Raw genomic sequence first — 14,102 nt, forward strand, 5'->3', positions numbered from 1 at the left:
GGATTGTTCATCCTTTCACACATATGATACCTAATCATAGCATATGCTCAGCATATCGGACAAACTTCTTCCGGTTCTCCCATGCCTTTTCTAATTTTCTCATGTGCCTGGTCACTGATGCTTCTTCCCTTAAACTTAACCGGTATCCATATAGCCATTCCCTCAAAAGGTCAGCGGGGACGAGGACGCCTTTCCACCAGATCTCTTTGTCATTAACGTGAGGAAAATAAGGCAGCAATGTAGATTTTCTAAGCTCCACATATGGTAAAAAACGCTGAGCTAGTTGAATGTGATCATATAAACGAGGCCCGGTATGCAAAAGGTCAAAATCAATCATTTTTATATTCTTATCAGCATCGACAATGAAATTATGATGAGCCACATCTCCATGGAGCCATTCATGACGGTCCCAGGCCCTCTCCTCAACTTCTCCCCAGGGATGATCTGTAAAATCCTCCAGGCGCTTACTCATGCAAGCATGCAGTTCCTGAAACATTTCCCGCTTCCGTAACTCCGTGAATAAATCTTTCGTTTCTTCAAATTGTTCTAAACGCCTTTCCCATTTTACATATAAGGGATCCTTCGGAATCGACAACACTCCGATTCCTTTGGTGGTTCGGTGAAAATGATGGAGGATCCGGACCGCTTGTTTTCGATCCTTATGCCGGCTGAAGTCTGCATGCCTTCCTTCCACGCGTTCAAATAATGCCCAATCACAACCAAGTTTGCTGATGGTAAATACTCGGTCATAGAAAGGATACGGCCTTGCAGCTATTTTATAGGCATAATTCCAGTGATCGAAAAACTCTACTTGTTTTTCAATCACATGAAATCTGCGATATCCCTTCAAAATAAAAGGCAGCCCTTCATACTTTACTTTATATACCTTCGGTTTGATGGTCTGTTCATATTCAATCGGAAGCTTTTCCTCCGTTTGCATCCATTGAAAAAGGCGATCCGTGTATGAATCGCCCATTCGATGTTCAGCTTTCATCTACATCATCTTCCCTCCAAGGCTGCTGATATCCTTGGCCCATCTGCTGGGGATCCCACTGTCCCATTTGTTGTGGGTTCGGTTGACCCCAACCTTGCTGTGGCTGACCCCACCCCATGTGGGGAGGCTGCTGTTGTCCATAACCCATCGGATGCTGCATGCCCCCATAAGGTGCTTGCTCCCATGGTTGCTGAGCACCATAAGGAGGCTGCCCCCATGGTCCCATCATCGGTCCATATGGTTGCGGTCCCTGTCCTCCTCCGCATCCACAGTCCCCACCTGCTTGCACGCCTTGGACCATATCATCGCTTGATTCGTCCCCCATCATGGGCTGTTGCATCGGCATAGGCTGGTGGTGCATAGGCATGTGCATCGGCATCATAACAGGATAAGGTGGGCAGCAATAAAAGTCTGTATGAACCAACTGTGGTTGCATTGGTTGCTGCATCGCCTGCGGTTGCATTGGCTGTTGCATGGGTTGCTGCATGGGCTGCATGGGTTGATAATAAGATTGCTCGGGCATAGAAGTTTGTTCCGGAGATTTCATCCCCTTCACTTCTTCCATCTTTTCACCTTTTACATCTTCTTTTAGAGCCTCTTTAGGCGATTCTTCTTTAGGCTGTGGCATCGGCATTTGCGGAAGGTGGAAAGTTGTATAATAATTTTGCATCTGCTGATCAATACTCGGCATGGTAATCGGCATATTCATGTTGATAGGCTGCATCGGCTTCATCGGTTTTTCCATCACACCTTTAGGTGCAGGCTTCTTCTCATCTTCTTTAATCTTCGGAATTGGCTTTGGTGTTGTATCTTTATATGGTGGTTGAGAAGGCATTTCCTTCTTAGGTGCTGGTGCTTGTTGTTTAGGGGCCTCTTTCTTAGGAGCCTCTTTTTTCACTTGCTTTGTACCTTGAGGGACTTTGATTTTCATACCCGGCATAATCATATCAGGATTGGAAAGCTGGGTATTCATGGATTTCAACTGTTCAAAGTCGACCCCATATTTCTTGGCAATGTTCCAGAGTGTATCTCCTTTTTGTACAATGTGAATTCTCACATCTGCAACTCCCTTCCTGTAATTCTGTAAAAACAATAAGGCAATAATAGCTTCATAACACTCTATGCAACACAAGCCAAAACATTGATGAAAAAGCCTATAATAATTTGATGAAAAATATAAACAAACCCCAGAATCCCTATTAACAAAGGGATTCTGGGGTTATGAGGATCAAGCTTATTTCACAGGGCTCGGGACATCAACCTGGTAACTCGGATACGTTCCGAGCACCTTCAACTGACAGCCCAACGCTTCAAGTTCTGCCTGCACGCCAGGAAAAAGCACGTGATCATATGGTTGATCGACATCTATCAAGAAAAAGTAGTTACCAAGACCAGTCTTCAGTGGCCTTGATTCAATTTTCGATAAGTTCATTTTTCTCCATGCAAAGGCTGCGAGCACTTGATGCAAGGCTCCGACATAATCCTTTGGCAATGTAACCATGACCGTCGTTTTGTGCTTCGTTACAGGATGATCTTTCACTTTCAAAGTGGTCGGGACCTTCTGGACGACCGCAAACCGGGTATGATTATTATCATAATCATGGATATCCGTATCCATAAATCTTAGCCCATTTTGCTCTGCCGCTAAATGATTGGCAATCGCAGCGACACCTGGACCTTCACTTGCTACAACTTCAGCCGCTTTCCCTGTCGAAGCTGTGTTTTCAACTTCAGCATTTGGATACTGGGTGTGCAAATACTGGTGACACTGAGCAATGGCATGGCTGTGAGAATAAACTTTTTTAATTTCCCCTTCATGATCCGGATGGACGAGGAGGTGTTGTTTGATTGGGACCGTAAGCTCTGCAATAATCGATTGGTTAACGTGATGGACGAGATAATCGACCGTCAAGTGCACAGAACCTTCGATCGCATTTTCAATCGGGACAACGGCCGTACTGATTTCCCCTGCCTCCACGGCATCCAGACAGGCAGGAATATTCTCGTATCCGACGAACTCTCCACCTTCAAACAAAGCATCCACTGCCATTTTTGTAAATGTACCCTTTGGTCCTAAATATCCAATCCGTTGTTCCGTCATGATTTCCCCTCCAATTAAGCTCCCGTACTTAAGATCTCTACACGATCTACAAAATCTAACTTGTGCAGTTGCTGCAACAATTTTTCTATGCTGTCTTCCATTCCGGAAGTATTCAAAGAGAGCGTCACATTCGCTTTACCCTGAAGAGGAATTGTCTGATGAATGGTCAAAACATTACAACCCGATTGAGCAACCGTCATTAACAAATTCGACAACGTTCCTTTTCGGTCTTCAAGGTGGAAGAACAATGTAATCATTTGCTCTTTGACCATTGCCTGAAAAGGAAAAACAGCATCTCTATATTTATAAAAAGCACTACGGGATAAGCCCACTTGCTGCACAGCCTCAAAAATGGACTCCACTTTCCCCCGCTCCAATAATTCTTTCGCCTCGATGGTCTTCATCATAGCTTCAGGAAGAATGTCGCTACGGACTAAATAAAATTTTTCATTATAATCCGCCATGAAAAAACTCCCCTTTAATCGACAAACTCAAATTCATAATCCATCAATCTCACCGTGTCGCCATCTTTCGCTCCGCGTTTTCTGAGCGCTTCATCCACACCCATACTCCGCATCTGACGAGCAAAACGGTTGATGGATTGGTCATGGGAGAAGTCCGTTCTTTTGAACAGTGATTCAATCTTCTCCCCATATAAGACGTAGGCACCGTCGTCATCACGCGTAATCTTAAATGGCGCTTCTTCTTTTTCAAATTTGTAAATGACTCGCTCATCCACTTCTTCGACCTGTTCTTCCTGTTTCGGAATTTGATCCAATTTATCTGCTACGGCATACAACAATTCATCCAGCCCGTCCCGTGTTACTGTAGAGATTGAATAGATTGGAATGTCCTCATTGGCAAGCTGCTCCTTGAACCGTTCTAAATTTTCTTTTGAATCAGGAATATCCATTTTATTCGCTACAATGATTTGAGGACGATTTTCTAACCGTTGATCATACGATGATAATTCATTATTAATCGTTACATAATCCTCATATGGATCGCGGCCTTCCATTCCAGACATATCAATGACATGAAGCAGCAAACGCGTCCGCTCGACATGTCGTAGGAATTGATGTCCGAGACCGACTCCTTCATGTGCTCCTTCGATAAGCCCGGGAAGGTCGGCCATTACGAAACTACGATGGTCCTGACTTTCTACCACTCCAAGGTTTGGAGAAAGAGTGGTGAAGTGATAATCCGCAATCTTCGGCTTTGCAGCGGTTACGACCGATAAGAATGTCGATTTACCGACACTTGGAAAACCGACTAATCCGACATCTGCCAACAGTTTTAACTCGACCACAACGTCAAGTTCTTCCCCTGGTTCCCCATTTTCAGCAATTTCAGGAGCGGGATTCCTAGCCGTAGCAAAACGAGCATTCCCACGTCCTCCACGACCACCTTTAGCAATGACCGCTCTTTGTTTATGGTCCGTCAAATCAGCGATAACTTTATCTGTTCCCGCTTCTTTCACTGTCGTCCCAGGAGGAACACTGATAACCAGTGGATCAGCGTTCTTCCCATGCTGCTTCTGGTTCATCCCATTTTCACCTTTAGCCGCTTTAAAGTGGTGTTGATACCTGAAGTCCATCAATGTGTTGAGACCTTCATCGACTTCGAAAATGACATCTCCGCCATTTCCGCCATCACCACCAGCAGGTCCACCTCTTGGTACAAATTTTTCACGACGGTAAGCCACAAGGCCATTCCCACCGTCTCCACCTTTTACAAATACTTTCACCTGATCGACAAACATGTCTATTCACCTCTTCATTCTATTGTCATTTCAATAGAAAGTTCTTTACTGTCAAAAATCGTTGAAATAAATCCTTCTTCACTGAGCCGCTCTTTCAAACGTTCCGGCTCATGAAATAGACCTTCCCATTCCCAGCTCAACCCAAGCGTATCCTGACCACCTACATAGATGGTACATGTACCTTCATAAAGTTCTTCATTTCCAATATGTCCATCCATGATTTCAATCATCCGTTTACCATAAGCCAACAATGTATGATCATGACGGGATAAATCAACTTCTCCCCTTATGAAATACCGCAGTCGGTAGGTCTTATGTACCCAATTAAAAGATAGCAGCCATAAAGGAAATTGGAGAGCATCACTGTTCAATAATTTCCGTTCTTCTTCTGCCTCTTCTTTTATTTCTTCCATTTGTGACAGCAAGCGATCCTGCTTTCCAAGGGTAGCGTATCCTTGAAGCAATTGAATTTGATTCATCCAGTCATGACGCTTATGCCTGAGCAGCGCAATGATTTCTTTTTCTTCCATCCTTTCAGCTCCCTCGTTCAACCCATAATAATAAAAAGTATAGCAAAGATTCAAGGAAACAAAAAATTTAAAACATAAGACAAGTTTCGAGGATTTTGCATGATGAGATGGTGGCTGGGAAACGACTCGCTTTCCTGCGGGGATGACGGCAAGCCTCCTCAGGCTTACGCCTTGCGGGGTCTCGCCAGCCAATCCATTCCCGCGGGAGTCTCGCCGTTTCCCAACCACCATACGAAAGAAAGATACTCGAAACTGCCTTTATAAGTTTTTTCACTCCTATTAGGAACAGTTACTCTCATACAAAACGATTCGGACGAGCTGCTTAGACGCGCTCAGAAAAGCGACTCATTATCCTCAACTCTTTGCTCCGAACTAAATAAAGGATATAAAAAAGCCGCGCTTATGCGACTAGCAAAGCGCGGCTTTTTTGCTGATGGACTATTCGCTTACGCTTCCTGTGCTACAGGATAAACGCTGACTTTTTTACGGTTACGTCCGTAACGTTCGAATTTAACAACACCGTCCACTTTCGCGAACAATGTGTCGTCTCCACCACGGCCAACGTTCGCACCAGGGTACACCTTTGTACCGCGTTGACGGTAAAGGATGGAACCAGCAGTTGCTTGTTGTCCGTCTGCACGTTTAGCTCCAAGACGTTTGGACTCAGAGTCACGACCGTTTTTTGTACTACCTACACCCTTCTTCTGGGCGAAAAACTGCAAATCAAGACGTAGCATGAGTCTTCACCTCCTTATCGTTGGGATATTTTCATATATTGATCGTATTCTTGTTCAATCGTTTCCAAGGACACCTGCATGCCTTCCAATAAGGTTTGAGCTTTTGCATGAATGAATTCATCCAAATTTTCAGGAAGGGTGATTTTCAAATAACCACCTTCACCACCTTGTTCGACATCAGGTTCGAATCCACAAAGACTGATAACAGCATTGACAGCACCGAACGAAACAGCCGATACGGCTGCGCAGACGAGATCATGACCATAAGGGCCACTCTCCGCATGTCCGGATATTTCAAAACCTGTAATTTCTCCTTGTGAGCGAAACATCGATACTTGTATCATCCGATACGAACCTTACGCGTTGATTTCTTCAACGACAAGTTTCGTGTATGGCTGACGATGACCTTGTTTGCGCTTGTAGTTCTTTTTAGGCTTGTATTTGAAGACAGTCAATTTCTTCTGAAGGCCTTGTTTTTCAACTTTAGCTGTTACAGAAGCACCATCAACGAATGGAGCACCAACTTTCGTGTTATCTCCACCTACGAAAAGAACTTTGTCAAAAGTGATAGACTCACCAGCTTCTACGTCCATTTTTTCAACATAGATCTCCTGGCCTTTTTCTACTTTTACCTGCTTACCACCAGTTTCAATAATTGCGTACATACTTGCACCTCCTCAATATACTCAGACTCGCCATTCAGGTACCGGAAATCGGTTTTAAAACCTGTTCTGTGCGGTTGTAGCAACGGAGTGCTACTAGAATAACAAAACAATGTTACCACAGATCAAAACAAGTTGTCAACATGATATCCGCGACGCTGAACAGCTTCCCGGATCATGTCTAAAGACCCTTCAAGCTCTATTTGATAGCCAGAGATGTCAGCATCCTGCCTAACAAACAGCTCCTGTGGAATTTTACTAGAAATAGGCTCAGAAAGCAATCTTTTTTTGCAATCCATAAACGCCGGGTGCACAGCAATAATCAGGGCCTCCGCTTCTCTCCTTTGAAGAAGCTCTCTCTCTAAACGATAAACAGCCGTCTCATCCGTAAAATTCACTTCCTTAGGGTTGGTTAATAAAGAAGGGAGGCTGGCACTTTCCCTTTTCCTCGTCAGTTCTAAAAGCCCTAACCTAGTCATGCCGAACACGTTTGTCTTCGTAGGATCCTCTTTCACCAGCTTCCTCATTTCTGAGACGAGCTGCTTCTCTTTGTTCTCATTTTTCATTGAAATGAAATCAATTAGAATAATGCCAGATAAATTTCTTAAACGAATCTGCTTTTGAATTTCTTTTGCAGCTAGCATATTGACATCAAGGGCCTGGGAGTTTGAAAAGGACCTCCCTTTGACTTTATGACTGTTAACATCGATCACTGTCATCGCTTCCGTTTCTTCAATGACTAAGCTCACACCATTATTCATCTCAACAAGAGGCTGGATGATTTGTTCCTGAAGACGGGAAAAGGAAACAGGCAGTTTTCCTTCTACATCACTTTCCCAGCGGATGCGTTTTCCTAAAGAAGGAAACTTTTCTTTTAAACGCCTAGACGTGTTCGCATCATCGATGAGCACTTCTTGAATTGTAGTCGCTGGAAATTTACGAATGAATGCATCTGGAATGCTCGGTTCACTCCATAAGCTGCAGGGTTGATTGATTCCTTTCTGTTCCATCGTTTTCCATTCATCCCGAAGCCCTCTCAACTCTTCTCTAACGGTGTCGGGAGCGACGTCTCCAGCTGCCGTCCGTATGATACAGCCTTCAGAACTTTCGAATTCCTTCTCCAACCACGATTCCAGCTCAGCTTTTTTCTCGACCTCCAGCTTTCGCGAAATAGATAGTTTCCCTTGAGCAAAAGGCTGATAGACCGTATACAACCCAGGTAAATTCACGTTAGCGGTCAATGGAGCACCTTTATTTCCCACAGGTTCCTTAATCGCTTGTACAATAACCCTCTGCCCTATATTCAATGCTGTAGATAATTTCCCTTCACACCAGGGGACCATTTCCTTTCGTAGAAAACCTGACCGCTCCTGTCCGATGTCAATAAAGGCTGCATCCAAACCTTGATCCACCCGCTCTACTTTCCCTAAAAAAATAGAGCCCGTAAGCTTTTCAGCACCGGGCCGGTCGATAACATATTCATGGATTTCCCCATTTTCAATGACCACTCCCGATTTTTCAGCTGCCTTTGTATGTAATACTATTTTCCTCATGTCATCCCTCATTATATAGCGGTTTCAGCAATGTCCCGTACTTTTAAATGAGGCTTCTTTTGTTCAAAAAAAGCCCGGAGACACTCTTGTTCATCTACTATATAGAAAGGATTCGTATGTTTCAATACATACTTGTGGCGCCGATTGGAATGGATATTCTTCAGCACATCACGGACGAGCGTTTCCTTATGAACGTTTACATACTTGGTTTTCAATGTTTCCCTGTCTTGATACGTGCAATAAAGTAGATAACGCATCATTGTGTAAGACTTCCGTTTCCATTCGAGGAAGTTTTCAATGATTAAAAAGGCGGTCAAAAGGATGGCAGCTAACGTCCAGCGCCCTTCCGTGAACATCCAGCATCCAGCGATTGCCATGAATAGGAGCGATAGACTAAGAGCTACAGCCAAACTCACCCTGAATGCAAAGAAGCGATTCAATAAATAAAAGAGCAATTTACCCCCATCTAACGGCCAAATCGGGAGCATATTAAACAGAAAAATAACCCCATTATAAAAGAAGGCGGCATCTAATAAAGGGTTAACGCCTATTATGGATTGAATAGTCATGAGTAGGACAAAGATCCACAGATGCTGAAAAGGACCAGCCATGACCACCATCATCTGCTCTCGGAAGGGCCTTGTGTTGTGTTCTTCGCTCACGACAGCCCCGCCGAACAGCCAGATTTCCATTTTTTCCACACGCCATTCAAACCGTTTGGCCATAAGGAAATGGCCCAGTTCATGAACAAACACAATAGAAAACAATACGATAAATTCATAGATCGCCCCAGTTAACAGTGCAGAAAGAGCGAGCAAAAAGAAGAGGGGATGAATATGGATATAGTCGTGAAATTTAAGGACCTTCATTCACTTTAATCACCTGTACTGGGTCTAGAAATGTATTGTCTTTTTCAATGGCGAAGAAAAATTCCGCTGCCTGCCCCTCTTCTGCTTTCACGGATCCCAAATCCTTTTGCGATTGGACATGTTCATATAAATGGACATCGATGGATGATAAATATCCGTACGTGGTTTTCGTTCCATCTTCATGCTGTAAGACAACAGTCTTCCCTGACTCCGAGTCATTGCCTGCAAAAATGACAGTTCCTTCCCGGACTGCTTTTACTTGAGAGCCATTTTCAGTCGTTAAAATAATTCCCTTGCCATCATTTTGAAATGAAGTTGTCACGGTTCCATTCACAGGCATCGCGAGAGCTTCCTGCCCCGTTTCATCTTCGGGCTGGATCACCTGCAGGGGATCTCCAAAACGGTCGCTGTACCACGCGGTTACTGTGGCAAAAGGGAATTCTTCCTGCATTTGGCTGACCGCCCAATCGCCGGGTACTTTAACAATAGCCAGGTCTGTATTTTTTCCTAATGCTACAACGGCAAACAATAAAACAGCGAATAACACTTGCATGCCTAAGCGACTCGTAGCACTTGAAGGCTCTTCCTTCTTTACTGGTTTATGACCATAGTCATTTACAAGCGGGGGGTAGCCATGCATCTCTTCATCTTGGGGTGGAGAGAAAACTCCAGGCGGGCTTGTCCCTTTACGATGCATTTTTCTCTTTTTACGATCGGCTATATTCTTGCGCACATCACGAATGTTCTTTTTCACAACCAAACCCCTCTCTACGTCTTTTTCTATCAGTCTATGGGACAAGAAGGTGGTTTATTAATTCAAAATAAAAAAACCTGCCACAGACTGTGACAGGTGAAACGATCGTTATGTGCGCATGCCGAAGAATTTCTTCACTTTTGCGAGAACGCCCCGCTCTTCATCGAGTTTCATAAGAGGTACCGTTTCCCCAAGAATTCTTCTTGCAATGTTTCTATAAGCGAGAGAAGCTTTTGAATTCGGCTTCATGGCCACAGGCTCCCCACTATTGGATGCTTTGATGACCGCATCATCATCAATGACGATGCCCAATAGATCAATAGACAGGACATTGACGATTTCATCAACATCCAGCATGTCCCCGTTTTTCATCATATGATTCCGGATACGGTTGATCACCAGTTTCGGAGATTCCATCTCTTCCTGCTCCAACAGGCCAATAATCCGGTCTGCATCACGGACGCTTGATTTCTCAGGAGTTGTGACGACAATCGCCTTGTCCGCACCTGCTACCGCATTTTTGTACCCTTGTTCAATCCCTGCCGGACAATCGATGACGATATAATCATACTCTTGCTTCAGTTCCTGAACAATGGCCTTGACCGCTTCCGGGGTCACTTCAGATTTATCCGATGTCTGGGCCGCCGGAAGCAAATGCAGGCAGTCAAAACGCTTATCCGTAATTAAGGCCTGTTTCGTTTTGCAACGCTCGTTTACGACATCGACAATGTCATAGATGATGCGGTTTTCAAGTCCCATCACGACATCCAAATTTCTGAGACCGATATCAGTATCAACGAGACACACCTTTTTCTTCTGCAAGGCCAAAGCGGTCCCCAGGTTCGCAGTAGTTGTCGTCTTTCCGACCCCTCCTTTTCCAGAGGTAATGACTATCGCTTCACCCATTGATCATTCTCCTTTCAAAACTAACCAGATCCGGTCTCTTTTTTACAACTTCTTGTATGCGATCAATACGAATTTTTTCCATGGACTCATCAATGAATCCACATTCCATATACACACCCTCCGATTCATAATCCGGAGAGCGGCTTAACTGATCGGCAATTCTAAGCTGGCTCGGCTGCATGTAGGAGGATGCAATCACTGCATTCGTATCCCCTTCGAATCCTGCATGCGCAATCCCGCGCAAACTTCCCATGACAAAAATGTTGCCTGTGGCTTTGATTTGTCCTCCAGGGTTCACATCACCAATCAAAAGCAGATCCCCCTTGACTTCAACTAACTGCCCGGAACGGACGGTTTTAGCTAAAGGGGTGATTTCCGTATTCTCTTTCCACTCAAGAGCTTCCTTTTTCGTCAAAACATCCGACTCGATTTTTTCAACGACGAGCTTCTGTTTTTCCCGGACAACCTCTGTGAGCTTTTCTTTTTGTTCTTCATTCAAATACCTGTTGCCAAGCTTAATCGTCACACGGATCATCGGATGTTCGTCTGTCAATCCGTTCATTGACAATTGGTTTTGTAATTCTTTTAAAAGGGATGAGAAGGAACATTGATCATCCAAATGCAATGTCAGACCGTCCCTTGTACCTTTAATCATCACCTTTTGCACATTAGCAGCCATAGGCTCTTTCACCTCAAACCTCAAACATTTCCACCAGATTAGATATTGCTCACTTCTTCTCCCCAGGCATAGACTTTTTCCTTCACGAGTGGATATAGAATGATGAAGAAAATCATATTCGCTGCCAGCGTTGGCAGCAACCTCAATAGAGCGTAATCTCCCCAAGTCATGGATGTAATTTGTACGAATGAATAAATGATATACAGCATCGTATCAGCCAAAGCCACACCGACGACAGCCAATAAGGATGCCGCAAAAAAATTGGCATGCAGCCATTTGTTTAAACCATGCACGGTATATATGATCAGGGTATATGTAATCATATATACCCCAAGCACACCTGTGTAGATCACATCAATTAATAAGCCGAAAGCAAGACCATACCAGACAGCATTGTACGTATCGTCCTTGTCATAGAAAATGGCAATAATCAAAAGGAATATCAATATCCAATGGGGGGTCATAAGCAAATCAGAGTATACAAGATTAGCCGGCAGCATACTCATGGCCATTCCCTGCATGATCAAGAAAAACAAACATAAGAGCGCAATGAAATATCGACTCATGATGCTTCTTCCTCCTGTTCAGCTCCCGTATCCACCGTTTCTGCTGTACGATCGACGACCATCACATGATTGATATCAAACAAATCGGCAAACGGTTCTACATAGGCGGTTTGTGTCAGCCCAAACTGATCATTGACAACTTCTTCAACCGTTCCGATTCTCAAGTTGCTCGGGAAAACCCCTCCCAACCCAGATGAGATCACAGTGTCTCCTGGCTTAAGCTCTTCATCCAATTTGATTTCTTCTAGTAATAGGCGTCCGGTTTCATCATCATAGCCTTCAATCAGACCAAAGGCTTCATCCTGATCCTCCCGAACGACCCAGGCAGAAATTTTATTTGAACGATCAAACCCACTTAATAATTGAACCGTGGAATGAAAAGCACCAACAGACTTAATTTTCCCGATTAGACCGTCACTTGTCATGACGGCCATATCTTTTTCAACGCCGTGCTCTTCCCCTTTATTGATGGTCATCTGCTCAAACCAACGGTCTGAACTTCTTGCAATGACCGTTGCCTGCACAGGAGAATAATCACTTAAACTATCTGACTTATCCAAAGTTTGCTGAAGCTCACCAATTTCACTACGAAGTCTTTGATTTTCCTGTATGACCCCCTTGTATTCAGAGAGCCTCGCTTTCAATACTTCGTTCTGTTCATAAACACCAAACATATCTTGAATATTTTCAATGGTATTGTCCACAAGACTGACCGGTTTATGGAAGATGGTTTGCATCCAACCGACCGAATCCTGGAGAAACTTCTCGGGTGTGCTTAACGAATCACGGTCACGGATTGAAAAGCCGATTAATGCTACGAGTACGATAAATCCTACTAATACAATCATCAGTCTTTTTCTACGAAATAACGAAGGCATAACGAGCTAAACTACTCCATTTTCGCCCGGCTTGCTACATTCGGTTGAGAACGGAAATGATGGATATACTCCAAAGACTTCCCTGTTCCAACCGCGACACAATCCAGGGGATTGTCGGCAATAAATACGGGCATGTTCGTTTCTTCACTGATGACTGTATCGATGTTCCTTAGCAAGGCGCCTCCCCCGGTAAGGACAATCCCGCGCTCCATGATATCCGCCGCTAATTCTGGAGGTGTTTTTTCTAATGTATTTTTGACCGTTTCTATAATTGAATCAATCGTATCTTTCATAGCACTTACAATTTCGTCGCTTTGAATCGTAATGGTTTTCGGCAGACCGCTGAGCAAATCCCGTCCCCTAATATCCATTTCGTCAACTTCAGAGACGTCTCCTGCTCCACCCAATTCCATCTTCACTTCTTCAGCCGTACGTTCACCAATCATCAAGTTGTACTTTTTGCGTACATGCTGAATGATATTGTCATCCATCTCGTCTCCTGCGATGCGGATAGACTGGCTTGTAACGATTCCACCAAGAGAGATGATGGCAACTTCTGTCGTGCCACCACCAATATCAACGACCATGCTTCCGGTTGGTTCCCATACTGGAAGGCCTGCACCGATGGCAGCCGCAAATGGCTCCGCAATCGGATAAGCTTCTTTGGCTCCTGCCTGTTTTGTTGCATCAATGACCGCACGCTCTTCAACCATCGTAATGCCAGAGGGTACACAAACCATGACATTTGGTTTACTTGCAAAAGAGGAACGCGTTTTTAACGCCTTTTTTATATAATATTTCATCATTTGAGCAGTCGTATCATAATCGGCAATCACGCCATCCTTCATCGGTCGGATAACATTTATGTAACCTGGCGTTCGCCCGATCATGTTCCGCGCATCATTTCCGACAGCTTCAATGTCACCGGTTTGTGTATTTTTGGCAACAACCGAAGGCTCTCGAACAATGACTCCTTTACCTTTCAAAAAGACAAGTGTATTTGCAGTGCCCAAATCAATTCCTAAATCTTGAGAGAATCCAAAAATCCCCAATAATATCTTCCTTTCTAAAACCCGCTTTCCTATCAACGGGGGTTAGGCATCTATATAGA

At 44.2% G+C, this 14,102-nt stretch carries 17 protein-coding genes and 1 other annotated feature; all 17 genes read right to left on the minus strand.

The window, feature by feature from the left end; translation table 11 throughout:
* Positions 1-34 precede the first annotated feature (34 nt).
* Positions 35-994, minus strand: coding sequence for an aminoglycoside phosphotransferase family protein (locus BLS23_RS11230; RefSeq protein ID WP_089652650.1), 960 nt, complete (start codon positions 992-994; stop codon positions 35-37).
* The gene (safA, locus tag BLS23_RS22205; protein ID WP_089652651.1) at positions 984-2,051 is read right to left on the minus strand and encodes a SafA/ExsA family spore coat assembly protein; all 1,068 of its coding nucleotides are present in this window, start codon (positions 2,049-2,051) and stop codon (positions 984-986) included. Before safA ends, BLS23_RS11230 begins: the two co-directional genes overlap by 11 nt.
* A 177-nt stretch (positions 2,052-2,228) precedes the next feature.
* The gene (pheA, locus tag BLS23_RS11240) at positions 2,229-3,095 is read right to left on the minus strand and encodes a prephenate dehydratase (RefSeq protein ID WP_089652652.1); all 867 of its coding nucleotides are present in this window, start codon (positions 3,093-3,095) and stop codon (positions 2,229-2,231) included.
* A 14-nt stretch (positions 3,096-3,109) separates the two neighbouring features.
* Positions 3,110-3,559: an ACT domain-containing protein gene (locus BLS23_RS11245; protein ID WP_089652653.1), complete on the minus strand. Its 450-nt coding sequence runs from the start codon at positions 3,557-3,559 to the stop codon at positions 3,110-3,112.
* Between the two features lie 14 nt (positions 3,560-3,573).
* Positions 3,574-4,857, minus strand: a complete 1,284-nt coding sequence (gene obgE, locus BLS23_RS11250) for a GTPase ObgE (protein WP_089652654.1) — start codon at positions 4,855-4,857, stop codon at positions 3,574-3,576.
* A 14-nt stretch (positions 4,858-4,871) separates the two neighbouring features.
* Positions 4,872-5,387, minus strand: coding sequence for a Spo0B domain-containing protein (locus BLS23_RS11255; RefSeq protein WP_089652655.1), 516 nt, complete (start codon positions 5,385-5,387; stop codon positions 4,872-4,874).
* A gap of 446 nt (positions 5,388-5,833) precedes the next feature.
* Positions 5,834-6,124, minus strand: a complete 291-nt coding sequence (gene rpmA / locus BLS23_RS11260) for a 50S ribosomal protein L27 (RefSeq protein WP_035509352.1) — start codon at positions 6,122-6,124, stop codon at positions 5,834-5,836.
* 14 nt (positions 6,125-6,138) lie between these two features.
* Positions 6,139-6,468, minus strand: a complete 330-nt coding sequence (locus BLS23_RS11265) for a ribosomal-processing cysteine protease Prp (RefSeq protein WP_089652656.1) — start codon at positions 6,466-6,468, stop codon at positions 6,139-6,141.
* 12 nt (positions 6,469-6,480) lie between these two features.
* On the minus strand, positions 6,481-6,789 hold the full coding sequence (rplU, locus tag BLS23_RS11270; RefSeq protein ID WP_089652657.1) for a 50S ribosomal protein L21: 309 nt from the start codon (positions 6,787-6,789) through the stop codon (positions 6,481-6,483).
* 13 nt (positions 6,790-6,802) lie between these two features.
* Positions 6,803-6,875, minus strand: a sequence feature (ribosomal protein L21 leader region).
* A 36-nt stretch (positions 6,876-6,911) separates the two neighbouring features.
* On the minus strand, positions 6,912-8,339 hold the full coding sequence (locus BLS23_RS11275) for a ribonuclease E/G (RefSeq protein WP_167356074.1): 1,428 nt from the start codon (positions 8,337-8,339) through the stop codon (positions 6,912-6,914).
* A gap of 11 nt (positions 8,340-8,350) precedes the next feature.
* A complete protein-coding gene (locus BLS23_RS11280) occupies positions 8,351-9,208 on the minus strand; it encodes a site-2 protease family protein (protein ID WP_089652659.1) in 858 nt (285 codons plus the stop codon).
* Positions 9,195-9,962, minus strand: coding sequence for a M23 family metallopeptidase (locus BLS23_RS11285; RefSeq protein WP_089652660.1), 768 nt, complete (start codon positions 9,960-9,962; stop codon positions 9,195-9,197). The genes BLS23_RS11280 and BLS23_RS11285 overlap by 14 nt, the downstream gene beginning before the upstream one ends.
* Positions 9,963-10,070: 108 nt before the next feature.
* Positions 10,071-10,868 (minus strand): septum site-determining protein MinD, encoded by a 798-nt coding sequence (minD, locus tag BLS23_RS11290; RefSeq protein WP_089652661.1) that lies wholly within the window; start codon positions 10,866-10,868, stop codon positions 10,071-10,073.
* Positions 10,861-11,547, minus strand: a complete 687-nt coding sequence (gene minC, locus BLS23_RS11295; protein WP_089652662.1) for a septum site-determining protein MinC — start codon at positions 11,545-11,547, stop codon at positions 10,861-10,863. Before minC ends, minD begins: the two co-directional genes overlap by 8 nt.
* Positions 11,548-11,585: 38 nt before the next feature.
* Positions 11,586-12,113 carry a rod shape-determining protein MreD gene (gene mreD / locus BLS23_RS11300; protein WP_089652663.1) on the minus strand — a complete coding sequence of 176 codons (528 nt, stop codon included), beginning with the start codon at positions 12,111-12,113 and terminating at the stop codon, positions 11,586-11,588.
* On the minus strand, positions 12,110-12,991 hold the full coding sequence (gene mreC, locus BLS23_RS11305) for a rod shape-determining protein MreC (protein ID WP_089652664.1): 882 nt from the start codon (positions 12,989-12,991) through the stop codon (positions 12,110-12,112). The genes mreD and mreC overlap by 4 nt, the downstream gene beginning before the upstream one ends.
* Positions 12,992-13,002: 11 nt before the next feature.
* Positions 13,003-14,043, minus strand: coding sequence for a rod shape-determining protein (locus BLS23_RS11310; protein ID WP_089652665.1), 1,041 nt, complete (start codon positions 14,041-14,043; stop codon positions 13,003-13,005).
* Positions 14,044-14,102 lie beyond the last annotated feature (59 nt).

This window comes from Halobacillus aidingensis (assembly GCF_900104185.1).
Classification (GTDB): Bacteria; Bacillota; Bacilli; order Bacillales; family Halobacillaceae; genus Halobacillus; species Halobacillus aidingensis.

Coding starts and splice junctions, on each gene's coding strand:
- BLS23_RS11230 (WP_089652650.1), bottom strand. CDS start 994: ATGAAAGCTGAACATCGAATGGGCGATTCATACACGGATCGCCTTTTT.
- pheA (WP_089652652.1), bottom strand. CDS start 3,095: ATGACGGAACAACGGATTGGATATTTAGGACCAAAGGGTACATTTACA.
- BLS23_RS11245 (WP_089652653.1), bottom strand. CDS start 3,559: ATGGCGGATTATAATGAAAAATTTTATTTAGTCCGTAGCGACATTCTT.
- obgE (WP_089652654.1), bottom strand. CDS start 4,857: ATGTTTGTCGATCAGGTGAAAGTATTTGTAAAAGGTGGAGACGGTGGG.
- BLS23_RS11255 (WP_089652655.1), bottom strand. CDS start 5,387: ATGGAAGAAAAAGAAATCATTGCGCTGCTCAGGCATAAGCGTCATGAC.
- rpmA (WP_035509352.1), bottom strand. CDS start 6,124: ATGCTACGTCTTGATTTGCAGTTTTTCGCCCAGAAGAAGGGTGTAGGT.
- BLS23_RS11265 (WP_089652656.1), bottom strand. CDS start 6,468: ATGATACAAGTATCGATGTTTCGCTCACAAGGAGAAATTACAGGTTTT.
- rplU (WP_089652657.1), bottom strand. CDS start 6,789: ATGTACGCAATTATTGAAACTGGTGGTAAGCAGGTAAAAGTAGAAAAA.
- BLS23_RS11275 (WP_167356074.1), bottom strand. CDS start 8,339: ATGAGGAAAATAGTATTACATACAAAGGCAGCTGAAAAATCGGGAGTG.
- BLS23_RS11280 (WP_089652659.1), bottom strand. CDS start 9,208: ATGAAGGTCCTTAAATTTCACGACTATATCCATATTCATCCCCTCTTC.
- minD (WP_089652661.1), bottom strand. CDS start 10,868: ATGGGTGAAGCGATAGTCATTACCTCTGGAAAAGGAGGGGTCGGAAAG.
- minC (WP_089652662.1), bottom strand. CDS start 11,547: ATGGCTGCTAATGTGCAAAAGGTGATGATTAAAGGTACAAGGGACGGT.
- mreD (WP_089652663.1), bottom strand. CDS start 12,113: ATGAGTCGATATTTCATTGCGCTCTTATGTTTGTTTTTCTTGATCATG.
- mreC (WP_089652664.1), bottom strand. CDS start 12,991: ATGCCTTCGTTATTTCGTAGAAAAAGACTGATGATTGTATTAGTAGGA.